This window comes from Streptomyces sp. NPDC001922 (assembly GCF_042891165.1).
Classification (GTDB): Bacteria; Actinomycetota; Actinomycetes; order Streptomycetales; family Streptomycetaceae; genus Streptomyces.
Genome location: NZ_JBIASV010000006.1, coordinates 33613 through 53884 on the forward strand (window position 1 = coordinate 33613; position 20272 = coordinate 53884).

The 20272-nt window shown below is 73.9% G+C and carries 16 protein-coding genes; 3 read left to right on the top strand and 13 right to left on the bottom strand.

The window, feature by feature from the left end; translation table 11 throughout:
• Positions 1-101 precede the first annotated feature (101 nt).
• From ACFYYR_RS12050 to rimP, 3 genes are all read right to left on the bottom strand, one after another.
• Entirely contained in the window at positions 102-416 is a 315-nt protein-coding gene (locus ACFYYR_RS12050; protein ID WP_388851336.1) for a YlxR family protein, read from the bottom strand.
• A gap of 113 nt (positions 417-529) precedes the next feature.
• Positions 530-1525, bottom strand: coding sequence for a transcription termination factor NusA (gene nusA, locus ACFYYR_RS12055; RefSeq protein ID WP_388850430.1), 996 nt, complete (start codon positions 1523-1525; stop codon positions 530-532).
• A gap of 2 nt (positions 1526-1527) precedes the next feature.
• On the bottom strand, positions 1528-2055 hold the full coding sequence (rimP, locus tag ACFYYR_RS12060; RefSeq protein WP_388850433.1) for a ribosome maturation factor RimP: 528 nt from the start codon (positions 2053-2055) through the stop codon (positions 1528-1530).
• A 260-nt stretch (positions 2056-2315) separates the two neighbouring features.
• Here rimP and ACFYYR_RS12065 point away from each other — a divergent pair, with 260 nt between their 5' ends.
• The 3 genes from ACFYYR_RS12065 (at position 2316) to ACFYYR_RS12075 (ending at position 4512) form a co-directional block, all read left to right on the top strand.
• The gene (locus ACFYYR_RS12065) at positions 2316-2888 is read left to right on the top strand and encodes a hypothetical protein (protein ID WP_388850436.1); all 573 of its coding nucleotides are present in this window, start codon (positions 2316-2318) and stop codon (positions 2886-2888) included.
• A gap of 125 nt (positions 2889-3013) precedes the next feature.
• Positions 3014-3523 carry a ferritin-like domain-containing protein gene (locus ACFYYR_RS12070; protein WP_388850438.1) on the top strand — a complete coding sequence of 170 codons (510 nt, stop codon included), beginning with the start codon at positions 3014-3016 and terminating at the stop codon, positions 3521-3523.
• Between the two features lie 50 nt (positions 3524-3573).
• On the top strand, positions 3574-4512 hold the full coding sequence (locus tag ACFYYR_RS12075) for an aminoglycoside phosphotransferase family protein (RefSeq protein WP_388850441.1): 939 nt from the start codon (positions 3574-3576) through the stop codon (positions 4510-4512).
• 277 nt (positions 4513-4789) lie between these two features.
• Here the strand turns inward: ACFYYR_RS12075 and ACFYYR_RS12080 are convergent, their stop codons facing one another.
• The 10 genes from ACFYYR_RS12080 to ACFYYR_RS12125 all read right to left on the bottom strand — a co-directional run bounded on the left by ACFYYR_RS12080 (position 4790) and on the right by ACFYYR_RS12125 (position 19921).
• Entirely contained in the window at positions 4790-6487 is a 1698-nt protein-coding gene (locus ACFYYR_RS12080; protein WP_388850444.1) for a proline--tRNA ligase, read from the bottom strand.
• A gap of 118 nt (positions 6488-6605) precedes the next feature.
• Complete coding sequence (locus ACFYYR_RS12085; protein ID WP_388850447.1) at positions 6606-7142, bottom strand: GNAT family N-acetyltransferase; 537 nt, start codon at positions 7140-7142, stop codon at positions 6606-6608.
• Positions 7143-7224: 82 nt separating this feature from the next.
• Entirely contained in the window at positions 7225-8070 is an 846-nt protein-coding gene (locus tag ACFYYR_RS12090; protein WP_388850450.1) for a GNAT family N-acetyltransferase, read from the bottom strand.
• A gap of 150 nt (positions 8071-8220) precedes the next feature.
• A complete protein-coding gene (gene ispG / locus ACFYYR_RS12095; RefSeq protein WP_388850453.1) occupies positions 8221-9375 on the bottom strand; it encodes a flavodoxin-dependent (E)-4-hydroxy-3-methylbut-2-enyl-diphosphate synthase in 1155 nt (384 codons plus the stop codon).
• A gap of 184 nt (positions 9376-9559) precedes the next feature.
• Complete coding sequence (locus ACFYYR_RS12100; protein WP_388850456.1) at positions 9560-10861, bottom strand: M50 family metallopeptidase; 1302 nt, start codon at positions 10859-10861, stop codon at positions 9560-9562.
• A complete protein-coding gene (gene dxr, locus ACFYYR_RS12105; protein WP_388850459.1) occupies positions 10858-12108 on the bottom strand; it encodes a 1-deoxy-D-xylulose-5-phosphate reductoisomerase in 1251 nt (416 codons plus the stop codon). The genes ACFYYR_RS12100 and dxr overlap by 4 nt, the downstream gene beginning before the upstream one ends.
• A gap of 75 nt (positions 12109-12183) precedes the next feature.
• Positions 12184-14121: an acyl-CoA dehydrogenase family protein gene (locus ACFYYR_RS12110; RefSeq protein WP_388850462.1), complete on the bottom strand. Its 1938-nt coding sequence runs from the start codon at positions 14119-14121 to the stop codon at positions 12184-12186.
• A 326-nt stretch (positions 14122-14447) separates the two neighbouring features.
• Positions 14448-15893, bottom strand: a complete 1446-nt coding sequence (locus tag ACFYYR_RS12115; RefSeq protein WP_388850465.1) for an aldehyde dehydrogenase family protein — start codon at positions 15891-15893, stop codon at positions 14448-14450.
• A gap of 215 nt (positions 15894-16108) precedes the next feature.
• Positions 16109-17740 (bottom strand): PucR family transcriptional regulator, encoded by a 1632-nt coding sequence (locus ACFYYR_RS12120; RefSeq protein ID WP_388850468.1) that lies wholly within the window; start codon positions 17738-17740, stop codon positions 16109-16111.
• 84 nt (positions 17741-17824) lie between these two features.
• The gene (locus ACFYYR_RS12125; protein WP_388850471.1) at positions 17825-19921 is read right to left on the bottom strand and encodes an ATP-binding protein; all 2097 of its coding nucleotides are present in this window, start codon (positions 19919-19921) and stop codon (positions 17825-17827) included.
• Positions 19922-20272 lie beyond the last annotated feature (351 nt).

Consider the following 20272-nt stretch of genomic DNA (forward strand, 5'->3'; position numbering starts at 1 on the left):
GCCGGACCGTCGCTACTTCATGGGCGTACTCATCGCGTACTCATCGAGTGCTCATCGCAATCTCGACCTACTTCCGACTCGCGAGGTACCTGACCGCACGGTCACCCGTGCCGTTCTCTTACGGTGTTGCCTGTCTCCTGCGGTGGTGCCTGCTCGATGTACCGGCGCAGGGCCGTGGTGTCGAGCGGTCCCCGGCCTCGAAAGGCCCGGGAGAACGACCGGCGGCGGACCGCCAGGTCGAGACAGACCGGGGCGAGGTGCACATAAGCACCCCGGCCGGGCAGCGTACCGCGAGGATCGGGAACACAGCAGTCCTCGATCACCACGATGCGCAGCAGATCGCCTTTGGCCGCTCGCTCCCGGCAACCCACACAGGTTCGCTCAGGGCATGCGCGGGCATGCGTCCGGCCAGACACGCTCAAGTCTACCTCCCCGCACGAGCCCGACCCTGGTGGGGTAAGGCCCGTCCGGCTGATCGTCATTCCGGATTCCGGCCATCGGGCGAGCTCGTCGGCCGGTTTCCGTTGGTTCAGTTCTGCTCGGCGGGCTGCTGCTCCGTGTCGGGGCGGATGTCGATCCGCCAGCCGGTCAGCCGGGCCGCCAGCCGGGCGTTCTGCCCTTCCTTGCCGATCGCCAGTGACAGCTGGTAATCGGGCACGGTCACCCGGGCGGAGCGTGCGGCCAGGTCCACGACCTCGACCTTGCTCACCCGGGCGGGTGACAGCGCGTGCGCGACCAGCTCCGCCGGGTCGTCCGACCAGTCGACGATGTCGATCTTCTCGCCGTGCAGCTCGGCCATGACGGCGCGGACCCGGCCGCCCATCGGGCCGATGCAGGCGCCCTTGGCGTTGAGCCCCGAACGGGTCGACCGGACGGCGATCTTCGTCCGGTGTCCGGCCTCACGGGCGATGGCGGCGATCTCCACCGAGCCGTCCGCGATCTCCGGGACCTCCATGGCGAAGAGCTTCTTCACCAGGTTCGGGTGGGTGCGGGAGAGCGTCACCGACGGTCCGCGCACCCCCTTGACCACCCGGACGACGTAGGTCCGCAGCCGGGTGCCGTGCTTGTAGTCCTCGCCCGGGACCTGCTCCTGCACCGGCAGGATGGCCTCGAGCCGGCCGATGTCGACCAGGACGTTCTTGGGGTCCTTGCCCTGCTGGACCACGCCCGCGACGACGTCGCCCTCCCGGCCCGCGTACTCGCCGAAGGTGACCTCCTCCTCGGCGTCCCGCAGCCGCTGCAGGATGACCTGCTTGGCGGTGGTGGCGGCGATCCGGCCGAAGCCCGAGGGGGTGTCGTCGAACTCGCGGGGCTCGGCGCCCTCCTCGAGGTCGGCGGGGTCCTCCTTGGCCCAGACGGTCACATGTCCGGTGTTGCGGTCCAGCTCCACGCGGGCGTGGCGGCGGCTTCCCTCGGTGCGGTGGTACGCGATGAGGAGGGCCGACTCGATTGCCTCGACCAGCAGGTCGAAGGAGATCTCCTTCTCCCGTACCAAACCCCGCAGGGCGCTCATGTCGATGTCCACGGCTACGCCTCCTCCTGGCTCTCGTCGTCAGCGGCCGCGGCGCTGGTGTCGGCGGCCTTGCGGTTGAACTCGATCTCCACCCGGGCCTTGGCGATCTCGCCGAAGGCAACCCGTCGGGTGGTGGCCTTGCGGCCCTTCACGCCCGGCACCTCGAGGTCGAGACCCTCGTCGTCGACGGCGGTGATCCGGGCGACCAGCTCGCCTCCGTCGACGAGCTGGGCCTTGATGAGGCGTCCGGTGGCGCGGCGGTAGTGGCGCGGCTCGGTCAGCGGCCGGTCGGCGCCGGGCGAGGTGACCTCGAGGACGTACGGGGCGCCGCCCATGGCGTCCGACGCGTCCAGCTTCTCGGAGACCGCGCGGCTCAGTTCGGCACAGGCGTCCAACTGGACGCCCTCGTCGGAGTCCACGACGATCCGGAGCACACGCCGCTTCCCGGCCGGTGTCACTTCGATCTCTTCCAGATCCAGGTCTCGCGCGGCGACCAGCGGTTCGAGCAGTCCGCGCAGCCTCTCGCTCTGGGTGGTGCTCATCCGGGTGACTCCTCGGCCGCGTGTGCTGTTGTGGGAAGGTCGCGTGTCAGGTCAAAGGGTATCCGGTCGCGGAGGGTGTTGCCGTACGCCTCCCGTGGTGTACGCCGGGCCGGTCTCCCGCGGGTGCGTGCCGAGCCGGTCGGGGCTCCCGGCCCAGGCCACGGGTACGCTCGGCTCCGGCCGATCAAGGACGCCCGTCCGGCGTCGGCCTCCTCCCGCCCGCCGGCCCCGCCGCCGCTTGCCCCCACAGGAGGTGAACCGTGCCGCACGCCACACCGCCGCCGGCCCAGTCCGGGCCGCGCCGCCGGAGTCTGCTGGCCGGCGCCCTCGGCGCCACCACCGCCACCGCCGTGCTCACGGGCTGCTCCGACGACGGCGGCCGGGACGCCGAGCGCGGCTCCGGGGCCCGGAAGCTGCGGGCCCGCTCCTCGGCCGAGTCCGCCGCCCTGGTGGCCCGCTACGACGCGACGTTGAAGGCCCACCCCTCGCTCGCCTCCCGGTTGCGGCCGCTGCGCGCCGAAGCCGCCCGGCACGAGGCGGCGTTCGTCTCCCCCGGGCCGGCGGCCTCCGCGTCCGCCACCGCCCCCGGTGCGCCGTCCCCCTCCGCGTCCGCCCCCTCCGCGTCCGCCTCGCCCCGCCGGTCCGCGGCGGCGGCCCCGCCGGTGCCCGCCGACGAGAAGAAGGCGCTGACCGCGCTGGCCGACGCCGAGCGCCGCACGGCCGACGCGCGCACCGAGGCCCTGCTGGAGGCGCCCCCGGAACTGGCCAGGCTGCTGGCCTCGGTGGCCGCGGCGGGCGCCGCCCACGTCTTCCTGCTGACCGGGAGCGGCTGAGTGCGGGCGCACCGGCCGGGCGGGGCCCGGGAGTTCCCCGGACCGGGCGGCCGTCCTCCCGGCAGCGGCGACGGGGCCCGGGGCCCGCGGACGGCGCCGACACCATCCGGTCCGGAAGGGACACCATGACGACGAACGGCAGAGCCCGCGCCGCGGGCGGCGGGCGCCGGAAGGCGACGCTGGACGCGGCCCAGGCGGCGCTCGGGGCCGAACACGCCGCGGTCTACGGATACGGCGTCGTGGGCGGGCGCATCGGGGACGGCCGGCTGGACGAGGCGCGGGAGGCGTACGCCGCGCACCGGGCGCGCCGGGACTCGGTCCGCCGGCTGGTGGACGAGCTGGGCGGCGAGCCGGAGCCGTCGGCCGCCGCGTACGCGCTGCCGTTCCCGGTGCCCGACGCGGCGGCCGCGGTCCGGCTCGCCGCGGAGCTGGAGGAGCGGGTGGCCGGGGTCTACGCCGACCTCGTGGGGGCGGCGGAGGGCTCGCTGCGCCGCGAGGCGGCGTCCGCGCTGCGCGAGGCCGCGGTGCGGGCGGCCCGCTGGCGCAAGGGGAGCGTAGCCTTCCCTGGGCTCGCCGAACGGCAGGGCCCGGCCGGCCCGACCGCTTCGGCGACCCGCACCGCGGACGCGCTCTGACCCGCGGCGGCGGGCGGGCGTACGCAGGCATGGAAAGGGACAGCTCAGGGATGGCTTCAGCAGCACCGCGCGAGGGCGGTGTCCCCGTCGAACCGCCGCAGCGTCTGCTGCGGGCGCTGGCCGAGGAGGGCGGGGACGGCGACCAGGACTGGCTGGAGTCGCTGCCCGGACTGGTCCACGGCGCCCTGGAGCGCTGGGAGTTGACCGCCGAGCGGCTCCAGGCGCCGGGCGGCCGCAGCAGTCTCGTGGTGCTGGTGCGGCGGGCTGACGGCACTCCCGCGGTGCTCAAGCTGGTGCCGCCCGGCGTCCGGTCGCTGCCGGAGCAGGCCGCGCTGGAGCGGTGGGACGGCTGGGGGTCGGTGCGGCTGCTGGCGGCGGATCCGGAGTCGGGTGCGCTGCTGCTGGAACGGCTGCACGGGGAGATCTCGCTGAGCTCGCTGCCGGACGCGAAGGCGCAGCTGGAGGCGGCGGGCACGGTGCGCCGGCTGTGGGTCGACCCCGGTGCGGACCACCCGTTCCCGACGGTGGCCGAGCGGACCGGGCGGGACGTGCGGCGGCTGCGGGCGGCGTCCGGGGAACCCTGGGCGGTGAGCGTGCGGCCGCTGGTCGACGAGGCGCTGGCGGTGCACGAGGCGCTGACGGCCGAGGCCCCGGAGGCGGTGCTGCTGCACGGCCGCTTCCGGCAGGGCAAGGTGCTGTCCGCGGAACGGGCGCCCTGGCTGGCGGTCGGTCCGGAGCCGGTGGTCGGTGAGCGGGCCTACGACCTGGCGCGGCTGGTCCGCGACCGGCTGGAGGATCTGGTCGCGACGTCGGGCGGCGCCTCCGCGACGCGCCGGCGGGTGGCGAAGCTGGCGGACTCCCTGGAGGTCGACCGGGACCGGCTGCGCGGCTGGACGCTGTTCCGGGCGGTGGAGTCGGGCGTGCGGTCGCTGACCGCGGGGCGCACCCAGGAGGGCGAAGTGCTGCTGGAGTTCGCGGGCTGGCTCTGAGGGGCCTTGCCCTGTCCCCCCGGGTCGCGCGGTCCGGCACCGCACCGCGCCGTGTTGCCGGACAGCTCCGGTGGCTCCGCTGCAAGGGCTCTCCGGTGCCCCGCGACGCACGGCACCGGACCACGCGACCTCACCGCATCGCGCAAGGCCCCCGCGGAATCCCATCGCGCAAGGCCCCGCGGACCGGGCGCCGACGACGAGCGCCGGCCGCCCGCGCGGGCCCCGGAGGGCGCGCGGACGGCCGGCGCACGGTTCGGCCCGCTCCCGGGCCGGCGGCTCAGGCCTTCGTCAGCCGGGCCAGGGCCTCGTCCACGGACAGCTCCTCGCGCTCGCCCGTGCGGCGGTCCTTGAGCTCCACGATCCCCTCGGCCGCCCGGCGGCCCACGACGAGGATGGTCGGCACGCCGATCAGTTCGGCGTCGGTGAACTTGGCGCCCGGCGACACCCCGGCCCGGTCGTCGAGGAGCACCCGGATGCCCGCGGAGTGCAGCTTCTCGCCGACCTCCAGGGCGATTTCGGTCTGCCGGGCCTTGCCCGCGGCCACCACGTGGACGTCGGCGGGCGCGATCTCCCGCGGCCAGCACAGGCCCTGTCCGTCGGCGGTCTGCTCGGCGAGCGCGGCGACGGCCCGGGACACCCCGATGCCGTAGGAGCCCATGGTGACGCGGACGGGCTTGCCCTCGCGGCCGAGGACGTCGAGCTCGAAGCTGTCGGCGTACTTCCGGCCGAGCTGGAAGATGTGGCCGATCTCGATGGCGCGGCCGATCTCCAGCCCGGCGCCGCAGCGGGGGCAGGGGTCGCCCGGCTCCACGACGACCACGTCGAGGTACTGGTCGACCTCGAAGTCCCGGCCGGCGACGACGTTGCGGGCGTGCTTGCCCTCGGTGTTGGCGCCGGTGACCCAGCTGGTGCCGGCGGCGACCCGGGGGTCGGCGATGTAGCGGAAGGCGGTGCCCGCGCGGCCCTGCGGGCCGACGTAGCCGCGGACGAGGTCGGGCCGGCCGGTGAAGTCGTCGGCCGTCACGAGCTCGACGGTGGCCGGGGCCAGGTGCTCGCCGAGCTTGCCGAGGTCCACCTCGCGGTCCCCGGGGACGCCGACGGCCACGATCTCCCCGTCGACCTTGACCAGGAGGTTCTTCAGGGTCGCGGAGCGGTCCACGCCCAGGTGCTCGGCGAGGGACTCGATGGTGGGGGTGTCGGGGGTGTCCAGCTCCTCGACGGCCGGGTGCTCGGCCGGCTCGACGACCGGCACCGGCACGGTGACCGCTTCGGTGTTGGCGGCGTAGTCGCAGGCGGGGCAGTCGACGAAGGTGTCCTCGCCCGCGGCGGCCGGGGCCAGGAACTCCTCGGAGGCGGAGCCGCCCATGGCGCCGGAGACGGCGGACACGATGCGGTAGTCCAGACCGAGCCGTTCGAAGATGCGGGTGTAGGCCTCGCGGTGCAGCCGGTATGCCTCGGCCAGCCCCTCGTCGTCGGTGTCGAAGGAGTAGGAGTCCTTCATCTGGAACTCGCGGCCGCGCAGCACGCCGGAGCGGGGGCGCGCCTCGTCCCGGTACTTGGTCTGGATCTGGTAGAGGATCACCGGCAGGTCCTTGTAGGACGTGCACTGGTCCTTGACCACCAGGGTGAAGATCTCCTCGTGGGTGGGGCCGAGCAGGTAGTCGGCGCCCTTCCGGTCCTGGAGCCGGAACAGCAGGTCGCCGTACTCCTCCCAGCGGCCGGTGGCCTCGTACGGCTCCTTCGGCAGCAGCGCGGGCAGCAGCACCTCCTGGCCGCCGATGGCGTCCATCTCCTCGCGGACCACGCGGGAGACGTTCTCCAGCACCTTCTTGCCCAGCGGGAGCCAGGTCCAGATCCCCGCGGACGAACGGCGGACGTACCCGGCCCGGACCATCAGCTTGTGGCTGGTGGTCTCGGCATCGGCCGGATCGTCGCGCAGTGTCTTGAGCATCATCCGGGACATGCGCTGGACCATGGTTTTTGTCTCCTGCTTGCGGGGTGCGATTGTCAGGAGGCTATCCGGGACCGGGCGGCGGCCGTTAACCGATACCGCCCGGAACGGGCCGGACGGGGGCCGAGGGGCCCGGAACCGGTCAGCCCCGGCGGAGCGGAAGGGGCGCGCCCATCACCGCGTACGGGCTGGGGGCGCTGGGGAACAGCACCTGGCGCGCGAGGTCGCGGTAGCCCAGCGCGCGGTAGAGGACGCGGGCCGGACTCTCGACGTCGACGGCGGACAGGATGCTGCGGGGCTGCGCGGCGGTGTCGGTGATGGTGGTGATCAGCCGGCGGCCGATGCCGCGCTTCTGGTACTCGGGGTGCACATGGAGTTCGGTGATGACGAAGGCGTTGTCGAGCCAGTCGTCCTGTCCGGCGCTGCGCAGGTAGGGCTCGACGACGGTGGACCACCAGTGCCCGCGGTCGTTGGGCATGCCGTAGACGAAGCCGACGAGCCGGCCGGCGGGTGTGACGGCGCCGAGGGCGCGGGCGCCGGGGCAGCCGAGGTGCCGCAGCACGATGTGGCGCCGGACGCCGACCTCGTCGCTGCTGAGCCCGAACGCGACCGCCTGCACGGCGAGCGCCTCGTCCACCCTCCCGGCCAGGTCGAGCGGTCCGACCGCTACGTCATCCATGACCGCGACCCTACCCGGGCGCGGGGGCCGGGGACGGGCACGTTTTCCGCCGCGCTGCCCGGCGTCGGAAGCTGCCCGGCGTTCAGAACAGGACGCTCATGAACGCCCCGGCCTCCTCGAAGCCGACGCGGCGGTAGGCGGCGCGGGCGGTGTGGTTGTAGTCGTTGACGTAGAGGCTGGCGACGGGGGCGATGTCCTTGAGGGCGAACTGCAGGACGGCGGCCATGCCGATCTCCGACAGGCCGCGGCCGCGGTACTCCGGTGCCACCCACACGCCCTGGATCTGGCAGGCCTTCGCCGTGGCCGCCCCGATCTCCGCCTTGAAGACCACCTTGCCGTCCTCGACGCGGGCGAACGAGCGCCCCGCGGTGACGAGTTCGGCGATCCGGGCCTGGTAGAGCAGTCCGCCGTCGCCGGCCAGCGGCGAGACACCGACCTCCTCGGTGAACATCGCCACGCAGGCGGGCATGACGATGTCCATCTCGTCCTTGCGGATGCGCCGGACCAGCGGGTCGGGCGCCACCTCGGCCGGCAGGGCGCTGGTGACCATCAGCGGCTGGTGGGACCGGACCTCGCGGGCCGGGCCCCAGCTGGGCTCCAGCAGGGACCACAGCTGGGCGGTGGGCCCGGCGGGGCCGACGATCGAGGAGCAGCGGCGGCCGGCCCGGCGGGCGCGGTCGGCGAAGCCGCGGACGGCCTCGGGGCCGGCGCAGACCGGTACCAGGTTGGCGCCGGCGTAGCAGAGCGACTCGAGCCGCCCCTCGGAGTACCAGCCCCACATCTCGCCGCCGAGCCGCCACGGGTCGAGTCCGGCGACCTGGACGCGGGCGGCGACGAAGGCATTGGCGACCGGGTCACGGTCGAGGACCGCGAGAGCCGCGTCGAGCTCGCCCGGTTCGAGAACCTTGGTGGTGGTCGTCGTCAACACGTGTCGGAATGCCTCGCCGTCCGGCCCTCATCTGGTCTCCGCACTGTACCCGCCCGGCGCCGGTGCACGCCGCCCCCGGAACGGCCCCGTTTCCGGCCGGTTCCGGGGCGGCGCCCGGACGGGGTGGGGTCCGGCGGTGCGGACCGGGGATCAGCCGACGGAGACCTCGGGCTCGCCGGAGATGATGCCGTCCTTCTCCATCTGCTCGGCCATCTTCATGGCCTCCTCGATGAGGGTCTCCACGATCTTCGACTCCGGGACGGTCTTGATGACCTCGCCCTTCACGAAGATCTGGCCCTTGCCGTTGCCGGAGGCGACGCCCAGGTCCGCCTCGCGCGCCTCGCCCGGGCCGTTGACGACGCAGCCCATGACGGCGACCCGCAGCGGCACCTCCAGGCCGTCGAGGCCCGCGGTGACCTGGTCGGCCAGCTTGTAGACGTCCACCTGGGCGCGGCCGCAGGAGGGGCAGGAGACGATCTCCAGCCGGCGCTGGCGGAGGTTGAGCGACTCCAGGATCTGGATGCCGACCTTGACCTCCTCGGCCGGCGGGGCCGACAGGGAGACCCGGATGGTGTCGCCGATGCCCTCGGAGAGCAGGGCGCCGAAGGCCACGGCCGACTTGATGGTGCCCTGGAACGCCGGGCCGGCCTCGGTCACGCCGAGGTGCAGCGGGTAGTCGCACTGGGCGGCGAGCTGCCGGTAGGCGTTGACCATGACCACCGGGTCGTTGTGCTTGACCGAGATCTTGATGTCGCGGAAACCGTGCTCCTCGAAGAGTGAGCACTCCCACAGCGCGGACTCGACCAGGGCCTCCGGCGTGGCCTTGCCGTACTTCTCCAGCAGCCGCTTGTCGAGGGATCCCGCATTCACGCCGATACGGATCGGAATACCCGCGTCGGAGGCGGCGCGCGCGATCTCCTTGACCTTGTCGTCGAACTGCCGGATGTTTCCGGGGTTCACCCGGACCGCGGCGCAGCCGGCGTCGATCGCGGCGAAGACGTACTTCGGCTGGAAGTGGATGTCGGCGATCACCGGGATCTGCGATTTCCGGGCGATGACCGGCAGCGCGTCGGCGTCGTCCTGCGAGGGGCAGGCGACGCGGACGATCTGGCAGCCCGAGGCCGTGAGCTCGGCGATCTGCTGGAGGGTGGCACCGATGTCGGCCGTGTTCGTCGTCGTCATCGACTGCACCGAGACCGGAGCGTCCCCGCCCACGGCGACCGTTCCGACCTGGATCCGACGGCTGTGCCGCCGCTCGGCGAGCCTGGTCGGAACGGACGGCATTCCAAGCGAAATCGCAGTCATTGTGCGAGCAACCCCAAGGTGTGGACACGGTCCCGAGATCGGCGGGCTCCGGTCACCGAGATTACGACACCTCTCCCGGCATCAGCACATCCCGGCCCCGGAGTGGCTCGGAGCCGGACGGCCGGGCGTGGGGCACGCCCGGCCGTCGCAGCCTTGTCCGGTCGGGGGCCGCGGCCCCCTCCGGTCAGGAGATTCTGACCGGATTGACGAGGTCGGCCACCAGCACCAGAAGGGTGAAGCAGATGAAGATCCCGGCGACCACATAGGCGACCGGCATGAGCTTGGCCACGTCGAAGGGGCCGGGGTCGGGCTGCCGGAAGATCCGCGCGGCGTGCCGCCGGATGCCCTCCCACACCGCGCCCGCGATGTGGCCGCCGTCCAGCGGCAGCAGCGGCAGCATGTTGAACAGGAACAGCGACAGGTTGAAGCCCGCGACCAGGAAGAGCATGGTCGCGACGCGCTGCTCCGGCGGGATGTCGAGGTTGAACACCTCGCCGCCGACCCGGGCCGCGCCGACCACGCCCATGGGCGAGTCCGGCTCGCGCTCCCCGTCGCCGAAGGCCGCGTCCCACAGGGCGGGGACCTTCTGCGGGAGGTCGATGAGCGACTGGACGCCGGTGGTGATCATGTCGCCCATGCGGTCCACCGACTGCCCGAACGACTGCTGGACGACCCCGGTGGCCGGGCTGAAGCCCAGGAAGCCCGCCGTGACGTACTCGCCGGGGACCGCGCGGCCGTTGCCGTCGTTCTTGGCGACCTGGTTCTTGACCAGGTTCGCGTGCAGGGTCCGGGTGGCGCCGTCGCGCTCGACGGTGAGCGTGGCGGGGCCGACCGTGTCCCGGATGTGGCCCTGCAGGCTGCTCCAGTCGGCGACCCGGTCGCCGTTGAACGCGACGATCCGGTCGCCCGGCTCCAGACCGGCGGCCTTGGCGGGCGAGGCCGGGTCGCCGTCGGCGCACTTGTCCCGCTTCTCGCTCTGCGAGATCACGCAGTCGGAGACGGTGCTCACCGTGGTGGTCTGGGTGTTGATGCCGAAGCCCATCAGCACCGACAGGAAGATCGCCACGGCCAGGACCAGGTTCATGAACGGTCCGGCGAACATCACGATCACGCGCTTCCACGGCTTGCGTGTGTAGAAGAGGCGCTTCTCGTCGCCCGGCTGGAGCTCCTCGAAGGCGGCCGAGCGGGCGTCCTCGATCATGCCGCGCCACGGCGAGGTGGAGCGGGCGGTGACCTTGCCGTCGTCGCCGGGCGGGAACATCCCGATCATGCGGATGTAGCCGCCGAGCGGGACGGCCTTGACGCCGTACTCGGTCTCGCCCTTGTGCCGGGACCAGATGGTGGGGCCGAAGCCGACCATGTACTGCGGGACCCGGATGCCGAAGAGCTTGGCGGTGGAGAGGTGGCCCAGTTCGTGCCAGGCGATGGAGAAGAGCAGGCCCACCACGAAGACGACTATGCCGAGAACCGTCATCAGTGTCGTCATCCGCGAGCCTCCGCTGCTGCCTTCGCCGCCAGTTCCCGCGCGCGGGCGCGCGCCCAGGTCTCCGCCTCGAGGACGTCCGCGACGGTCAGATCCGTTCCCCGCGGCGTGCCGTGTTCGGCGACCACGTCGGCGACGGTATCCACAATTCCGTTGAACGGCAGCTTTCCGGCCAAGAAAGCGTCGACGCACTCCTCGTTGGCCGCGTTGAACACGGCGGGGGCCGTGCCGCCGAGGCCGCCGACGTGCCGGGCGAGGCCGACGGACGGGAAGGCGTCCTCGTCGAGCGGGAAGAACTCCCAGGTCGACGCCTTGGTCCAGTCGACGCCGGGAGCGGCGTCCGGCACCCGGTCGGGCCAGCCGAGGCCCAGGGCGATCGGCATCCGCATGTCGGGCGGGCTCGCCTGGAGCAGGGTGGAGCCGTCGACGAACTCCACCATCGAGTGAACGTAGGACTGCGGGTGCACCACGACCTCGATGCGGTCGAAGGGCACGTCGTAGAGCAGGTGCGCCTCGATGACCTCCAGCCCCTTGTTGACCAGGGTCGCGGAGTTGATGGTGATGACCGGGCCCATGGCCCAGGTGGGGTGGGCGAGGGCCTGCTCGGGCGTCACCGTCGCGAGCTGCTGCCGGGTCCGGCCGCGGAACGGGCCGCCGGACGCGGTGACGACGAGCTTGCGGACCTCGGAGCGGGTGCCGCCCATCAGGGCCTGGAAGAGCGCGGAGTGCTCGGAGTCGACCGGCACGATCTGGCCGGGCTTGGCGATGGCCTTCACCAGCGGGCCGCCGACGATCAGCGACTCCTTGTTGGCCAGGATCAGCACCCGGCCCGCTTCGAGGGCGGCGAGGGTGGGGGCGAGGCCGATGGAGCCGGTGATGCCGTTGAGGACGGAGTGGCAGTCGGTGGCGGCCAGCTCGGTGGCGGCGTCGGGGCCGGCCAGGACGGCGGGCAGCGGCTCGCTGCCGTACTGCGCGGCGAGCGCCTCGCGCAGAGCGGGGACGACGTCCTCCCGGGCGACGGCGACGGTGCGGACTCTCAGCCGGTACGCCTGCTCGGCCAGCAGGGCCACCCGGCCGCCCGCGGCGGAGAGACCGGTGACGCGGAAGCGGCCGGGGTTGCGCAGCACCACGTCGATGGCCTGGGTGCCGATGGAGCCGGTGGAGCCGAGGATCACGATGTCCCGCAGTCCGCCGGAGGCGGCGTCGGCCGCCGGGAAGCGGTCGTGCGGGTGGGCGAGAGAGTCCGTCATCCCCCCATTGTGTCCGTACCGGGCGCCGCGCCGGACAGGGTGTCCCCCTGGGACGGTCCGGCGCGGCGCGCGGCGTCAGCGGACGGGGCGGTGGACGTTCTCCCGGGCGGACGGGCCGGGGGTGGCGTCGGCGATCCAGGGACCGTCGCCGGAGGGGTCGACGATGCCCTCCTCCAGCCAGGTGTAGGCGTCGCCGAGGACGCCCTTGACCACCTTGCGGTCGAGGTCGTCGGTGTTGCTCCAGAGCCGGCCGAAGAGCTCCTCGACCCGGATCCGGGACTGCCGGCAGAAGGCGTCCGCCAGCTGGTACGCCTCCCGGCCGTGGTCCTCGGTCGCCCGCAGCAGCTCGGCCCGGACGCAGGCCGCGCTCATCGCGAAGAGTTCCGCGCCGATGTCGACGATCCGGCCGAGGAAGCCCTGCTTGGTCTCCATCTTCCCCTGCCAGCGGGACATGGCGTAGAAGGTGGAGCGGGCGAGCTTGCGGGCGGAGCGCTCGACGTAGCGGAGGTGCACGGACAGGTCGGGGTGCCCGGCCGGGTGGAACTCCGCGTAGGTGCGGGGCAGCTGGCCGGGGCCGGCGACGAGCTTCGGCAGCCAGCGGGCGTAGAACCCGCCCGCCCTGGCGCCCGCCCGGGCCTTGTCCGTCAGCGACTTGTCGGGGTCGATCAGGTCCCCGGCGACCGACAGGTGGGCGTCGACCGCCTCGCGGGCGATCAGCAGGTGCATGATCTCCGTGGAGCCCTCGAAGATGCGGTTGATCCGCAGGTCCCGGAGCATCTGCTCGGCGGGGACGGCGCGTTCGCCGCGGGCGGCGAGGGACGGGGCGGTCTCGAAGCCCCGGCCGCCGCGGATCTGCACCAGCTCGTCGGCCATCAGACAGGCCATCTCGGAGCCGTAGAGCTTGGCGAGGGCGGCTTCGATCCGGATGTCGTTGCGGTCCTCGTCGGCCATCTGTCCGGCGAGGTCGACCACGGCCTCCAGGGCGAAGGTGGTGGCGGCGATGAAGGAGATCTTGGACCCGACGGCCTCGTGCCGGGCGATCGGACGGCCCCACTGCTCGCGGACCGAGGACCACTCGCGGGCGATCTTCAGGCACCACTTGCCGGAGCCGACGCACATCGCGGGCAGCGAGAGCCGTCCGGTGTTGAGGGTGGTCAGGGCGATCTTGAGGCCCGCGCCCTCGGCGCCGATGCGGTTCGCCGCGGGCACCCGGACCCGGTGGAAGCGGGTGACGCCGTTCTCCAGGCCCCGCAGGCCCATGAAGGCGTTGCGGTTCTCCACGGTGATGCCCTCGGAGCCGGCCTCGACGACGAAGGCGGTGATCCCGCCGGAGTGCCCGTCGCTCTTCGGCACCCGCGCCATGACGACGAGCAGGTCCGCGACGACGCCGTTGGTGGTCCACAGCTTGACGCCGTCGAGGATGTAGTCGTCGCCGTCCGGGACGGCGGTGGTGGCGAGCCGCGCCGGGTCGGACCCCACGTCGGGCTCGGTGAGCAGGAACGCCGTGATGTCGGTGCGGGCGCAGCGGGGCAGGAAGGCGTCCTTCTGCTCCTGGGTGCCGAAGATCTTCAGCGGCTGCGGCACGCCGATCGACTGGTGGGCGGAGAGCAGGGCGCCGATGGCCGGGCTGGCGGTGCCGACGAGGGCGAGCGCCTTGTTGTAGTACAGCTGGGACAGGCCCAGCCCGCCGTACTTCGTGTCGATCTTCATGCCGAGAGCGCCGAGCTCCTTGAGGCCGGCCACGACCTCGTCGGGGATCTGCGCCTCGCGCTCGATCCGGGCGCCGTCCACCTGGGTGTCGCAGAAGTCGCGGAGTTTGGCGAGGAACTCCTCGCCGCGCCGGACGTCCTCCACGGGCGGTGCCGGATGCGGATGGATGAGATCGAGCCGGAACCTGCCCAGGAACAGCTCCTTGGCGAAACTCGGCTTGCGCCAGTCCTGCTCGCGAGCTGCCTCGGCGACCTGGCGTGCTTCACGCTCTGTGACGGTGGGCTTGGCGGATGTGGCGGTCATGGAAGGGTCACCTCACCGCGAGTCGGGACGGGGTCGGTCGAGCGACGGACTACCGATGGGTACTACTTGCCCGTAATACCCGATCCCGACGGGTGGTGCCAGCCCTCGCGCGCGAACGGGTGGCGTTCCGGAGGCGGTTTCCGCCACTGGTGGGCAGCGGTGTGCGGGGCGCCGCGGACCCCCCTCCGGCCCGGTCCGGACACGGCGGGGGGGGGGGGGGGGGGGGGGGGGCGCCCCCCCCCCCCCCCCGCCCCGCCCCCCCCCGGGGGGGGGGGGGGGGGCGGCGGGCCCCCCCCCCCCCCCCCGCCGGTCCTCGTCCGGGAGGGTCAGAGATCGATGCCGGTGAACACCATGACCCGCTCGTAGGTGTAGTCGTCCATGGCGTACCGCACGCCCTCGCGGCCCACGCCGGACTGCTTGATGCCGCCGTACGGCATCTGGTCCGCGCGGTAGGACGGGACGTCGCCGATGATGACGCCGCCGACCTCCAGGGCACGGTGGGCCCGGAAGGCGGCCTGGACGTCGTGGGTGAAGACGCCGGCCTGGAGGCCGAACTTGGAGTCGTTCACGGCCGCGAAGGCCGCCGCCTCGCCGTCCGCCCGGTGCAGCGTCAGGACCGGGCCGAAGACCTCCTCGCAGGCGATCGTGGCGTCGGCCGGGACGTCGGCGAGCACGGTCGGCGCGTAGGAGGCGCCGTCCCGCTTGCCGCCGGCCAGCAGCCGGGCGCCGGCGTTCACGGCCTCGTCGACCCAGGACTCGACGCGCTTGGCGGCGTCCTCGCTGACCAGCGGGCCGACGTCGGTGGCCGGGTCCGACGGGTCGCCGGTGACCTGGGCCTCGACGGCGGCGATGACCTTGGGCACCAGCCGGTCGTAGACGGAGGCGTCCGCGATGACCCGCTGCACCGAGATGCAGGACTGGCCGCCCTGGTAGTTGGAGAAGGTCGCGATCCGGGTGGCGGCCCAGTCCAGGTCGGCCTCGGAGGAGAAGTCCGGCAGGACGACGGCGGCGCCGTTGCCGCCGAGCTCCAGGGTGCAGTGCTTGCGCGGCACCGACTCCATGATCGCGAAACCGACGGTGTCGGAGCCGGTGAAGGAGATGACCGGCAGCCGCTCGTCCTTGACGAGCGCCGGCATCCGGTCGTTGGGGACCGGGAGCACGCTCCAGGCGCCGGCGGGCAGCTCGGTCTCGGCGAGCAGTTCGCCGAGGATCAGCCCGGACAGCGGGGTCGCCGGGGCGGGCTTGAGGATGATCGGCGCACCGACGGCGATCGCCGGGGCGATCTTGTGGGCGCAGAGGTTCAGCGGGAAGTTGAACGGGGCGATGCCGAGCACCGTGCCGCGCGGGAAGCGGCGGGTGAAGGCGAGCCGGCCGACGCCACCGGGGTCGGTGTCGAGGCGCTGCGCCTCGCCGCCGTTGAAGCGGCGGGCCTCCTCGGCCGCGAAGCGGAACACCGAGACGGCGCGGCCGACCTCGCCGCGCGCCCACTTGACGGGCTTTCCGTTCTCGGCGGAGATCAGCCGGGCGATCTCCTCGGTGCGCTCGACGAGGCGCCGCGAGACGTGGTCGAGGGCGGCGGCCCGGACGTGCGCGGGCGTCGCGGCGAACTCGTCCCGCACGGCGTCCGCGGCGGCCACGGCCTCCTCGACCTGGGCCTCGGTGGGGACGCTCACCGTGCCGACGAGACTGCCGTCCCAGGGGGAGGTGACGTCGAACGTGTCGTCGCCGGCAGCCTCGCGGCCGGCGAGCCAGAACGCGTGGTGTGTGGTCACAGCGGATCCCGGCCCTTCCGAAGTGGTGGGGAGGTGCTCTTGGTGCCTCCACCGTAGGGGTCGGCGCGTCGAATGACGTTTGTCCGGCATGGAGTGGTAACGGGGTGCGCTCTCGCCGGTTTGGCACCCCGGCCGGAACCCTTCGGTCCGCGTCCGGCAACGCGGCGAGGCGAGGCGCCGGGCCGCGCGCCCCGGGCGGGCACAGCGCAAGGCCCCTACGGCCCCGGGACCGTGGTCGCCTTCAGCGCGAGCCAGAGCTCCATCCGCACGTCCGGGTCGTCCAGCGAGCGCCCGAGGATCTCCTCGACGCGGCGCATGCGGTAGCGGAGGGTGTGGCGGTGGACGCCGAGGTCGGCGGCGGCGGCGTCCCACTGGCCGTGCCGGGAGAGCCAGGCCCGCAGCGAGGCGACCAGGTCGCCGCGGCCGGTGGCGTCGTGCTCGCGGAGGGCCCGGAGCATGCCGTCGGCGAAGGCGCGCACCGCGTCGTCGGCGAGCAGAGGCAGCACGGAACCCGCCGCGACCTGCTCGTGTTCCACCAGGGTGCGGCCCCGGCGGCGAGCCACCGAGAGGGCCTGCTCGGCCTCCCGGTAGGCGGAGGCGGCGGCGATCGGGCCGGCCGGGGCGGACAGGCCGATGGCGATCTCGTCGCCCTCGGCGGCGGCCCGCTCGTGCGGCCGGGCCGTTGTGCCCCGCCGGGCCTCCAGGGCCTCGGCGTACTGGCCGCAGGCGGCGACGGCGGCGCCGCCGTCGGGGGCGAGCACCACCAGCCGCGCCCCGTCGGGGACCACGAGGACGGCCTCCGCGCTGCGGGCCGCCGCCGACTCCAGGGCGTCGGCGAGGGTGGCGAGGGCGTCGGGGGCGCCGTCGTGCTCCGCCCCGGGCCTGTCCGCCGCCCCGGCGACGGCCTCGGCGACGAGCACCCGGAACGGGGCGTCGAGCAGCCCGCCGTACAGCGGCCCGGCCACCGTTCGGGCGTGGTCGGGCTCCCCGGCCAGCAGCATCCGCAGGACGGCGGCGCCGAGCCGCTGCTCGGCCTCGTGCAGGGCGCGCGACCGTTCGGTGACCAGGGTCAGCAGGGCCACCGCGGAGTGCACGGCGTAGCGTTCCGCGGTGCCCAGCGGGGCGCCGGTGCCGACCGCGAGCACCGCGCGGGCGCGGCGGCCGGTGCCCAGCGACTGGAGCTCGACCCGGTCCTCGCCGGCGTCGGCGGCGCCGACCACCGCGCTCGCCGGGGCGGGCCGCTCGCGCAGCCGCTCGACGTCGGCGGTGAGCCGGGCGGCCCGGCGGGACGCCCACTCCGGTGCGGCGGCCACCACGGTGCCGGAGGCGTCGTAGAGGGCGGCCCACCCGTCGAGGTGGGCGGCGAGCCGGGCGAGCAGGGCGGTGGTGCCCTCCGCGCCGAGCGCCGCCCGGGTCAGCTCGCGCTGGACCTCGAAGCCCGCGGTGACGGCCCGGTACTGGTCGGCGGCGATGGCGGCGGAGACGGCCTTGCTGATCGCTATGAACGGGGTGCGGCGGGGCACCTCCAGCAGCGGCAGATCGGCCTCCTCGGCCGCCGCCACCAGCGCCTGGGGTATGGCGTCGTAGTTGACGCCGACGGCGAAGCCGAGCCCGACCACGCCCGCCTCGCCGAGCCGGCGGACGTAGCGGCGCATCGCCTCGTCGTCCTCGGCGTCGAGCTTCATGGCCGTGGTGAGCAGCAGCTCGCCGCCGTCCATGTAGGGCACCGGGTCGGCGAGTTCGCTGACGTGCGCCCAGCGCACCGCGGTCTCCAGACGGTCCCCACCGGCGCGGACGCCCAGCTTGAGCGCGGAGTGGTGGACGAGGGAGGCGAGCGTGGGAGGCATGGCACCTTCAGGCGATCAATTGTGCCGTCCCGTACGAACGGCTCAGTTCGATTCTGCCTCAGCGGACGAATCCCCGGCACCGGGTCATTCCCGCAGGTCCACCAGGAGCGGCGGGGCGTGGTCGCCGCGGACGGTGGTGAGGGAGAGGACGGCGTGCCCGGCGGGCACCGCGTGCGCCAGCTCGGAGGCGGACCAGCGCTCCCGCTCCACCGTCCGCACGGTCACCGACTCCGCCGTCACCGCCCGGCCGGTGACCAGCCGGCGCACCGTGTGCACCACCCGGGTCAGCGGCTCGTCCGCGATGATCTGCCGGTTGGTGACGTCCCGGGTCTCCACCCACTCCTTGCCCCAGACCTCGGCGAACCGCGCGCCGTCCCAGGTCGTCACGCCGGCGAAGGCCATCCGGCAGCCCACCGCGCCCAGGGTGGCGGTGCGCAGCGGCTCGGGCACGTCCTCCAGGGTCCGCAGGGTGAGGACGGCTCCGGCGTTGGCCGAACGCAGCCGCTGGATGCCGCGGAGGGATTCGGCGGTCACCGTCTGCGTCGCGTCGTCGAGGACGAGGCAGGCGAAGAGCGAGCGGTCGGCGCGGCCGGTGGCGCACTCGGTGAACTGGGCGAGCACCAGCCGGGTCAGCAGCCGGGAGGCGTCGGTGTGGCCGCGCTCGGGCAGATCGATGCGGACCCGCAGCGGGTGTTCCAGGGCGCGCAGCGAGAACGGGCGGGTCTTCCCCGCGGTGTCGAAGAAGTCCGCGAAGGCGGGCCGGTCGAGCAGCGCGAGCCGGTCCGCGAGCAGCGCCGCCACGTCTCCGGCCCGGCCCGACTGCCGCTCCCGCGCGTCGAGTTCGCGCAGCAGCGCGGCCTGCCCCGAGCCCTCCAGGGAGGAGCGCAGCACGCCCAGCGCGGCGGACCCCCCGTCGAGCAGCTCCCGCAGCTCGGGCACGGACGGGAAACGGCCGTGGACCGCGCGGTACGGGCCGAGGAGCTGGGCGAGGGCGGTGGCCGCCCGCCGGGTGTCGGCGGCCGGGTCCATGACGACCAGATCGCCGATCAGCGCCTCGGCGAGCACCCCGGCGGCCTCGTCGGGGTCCGTGGTGCCGCCGTAGAGGTCGAGGTCGTACTCCGACTCCGGGCGCCCGATCCGGATCACCACGTCGAAGGCGTCGTCGGGGGCGAGCGGCGCCCCCGCCGCGCCCACCGCGACGACGGCGGCCTGGCCGGCGAGCGCCTGCAGACACAGCGACTCCAGCACCGGCCGCACCACCCGGCCGGTCTTGCCGGCCCCGGCCGGCCCGACAGCCAGCAGCGACGTGCCGAGCAGCGCGGGCCCGAGGGCGAAGCCGGTCCCCCGGTAGGCGTACGGATTACGCCGGTCCTCGGCGGTGGTGCCGATCCGCACCTGACGCGTCAGCAGGTCGTGCCGTGCGGTACGGACCGTCAGATCCCGCGCGCCGGACGGATGGGCGCACGCGGCGGCGCCCTCGCGGCGCACCGTCTCGGTGAACGCCGCCAGCCGCTCCGGACGGCTCCGGACGGACTGCCAGGCACGGTCGATCCTGGCCTGGTCGACGTCGCTCATCCGCCCGGCCCGGGCCTCCTCGGCGAGCCGGTCGGCGATGTCGGGGGCACCGGCCTCGCGCAGCGCGGGCCAGGCCGCGGGATCGGCGTGCGGCTCGGCGGGCGGCTGGGCGGACGTGTCGTCCCAGACCCGCCGCAGCGCACCGGCCCCGTACCGCCGCCAGACCTCCGCCCACCGGCCGAGCCGGCCGAAGACCACCACCAGCAGCAGCGCGAAGAGTCCGTAGTAGAGGTAGGTGGCCCAGACGAACGCCAGCTGGGCGCCGCCGGCCTCCCGCCAGGAGTCGGGGGTGAGCAGGAACAGCGGCCAGAGCCAGTAGCTGCCGAGATACCCGTTCCAGCACAGCGACCACAGCAGCCAGCCGCAGAGGAAGGCGATCAGCGCCCCGCTGATCAGCTGACGGCCCGGGATCCGGTCCGGCTCCTCGGGCGGCCGGGGCCGGTGCCCGAACGCCCAGATGCCGGGCTCGGCCTCGGCCCGGGGCGCGCGCAGCCAGTCCACGAACGCCTGACCGCCCGGCCCCGCCGACGGCGGCGCCGCGGGCCGCGGCGGCACCGCCTGCCGCGGCACACGACCGGAGCGCGTATCGGTCCCCTCGGTGTCCATCTACTGCCCTCGTCCCCTCACCGGCCAGGCTGTCAGCGCCTCAATCTAGTGCCCCGGCCTGGGGAGTTCACGGCCCCGAACCACGCCCGGCTCCCAACACCGACACCACACCGAGAACGGACGCAGTCCACGGTGCACACAGAGGCGCAGTGCCAAAGGCGCCGGGAGAACAACAGGGGCGCGGGGCAGCAGGGCGAGGTGCACGAAGCGGCGCTGTGCCACCGGCCCAGTGGTCCGGACATGACGCAGCGGGTGCCGCAGGGCCGGGTGAACGTCAGGGGGTGGGGGCGCAGGGGTGGGGGGTTCCGGAAGCTGCCGTGTATTTGTGGGCCCCCAGGGCCCGTAAATATA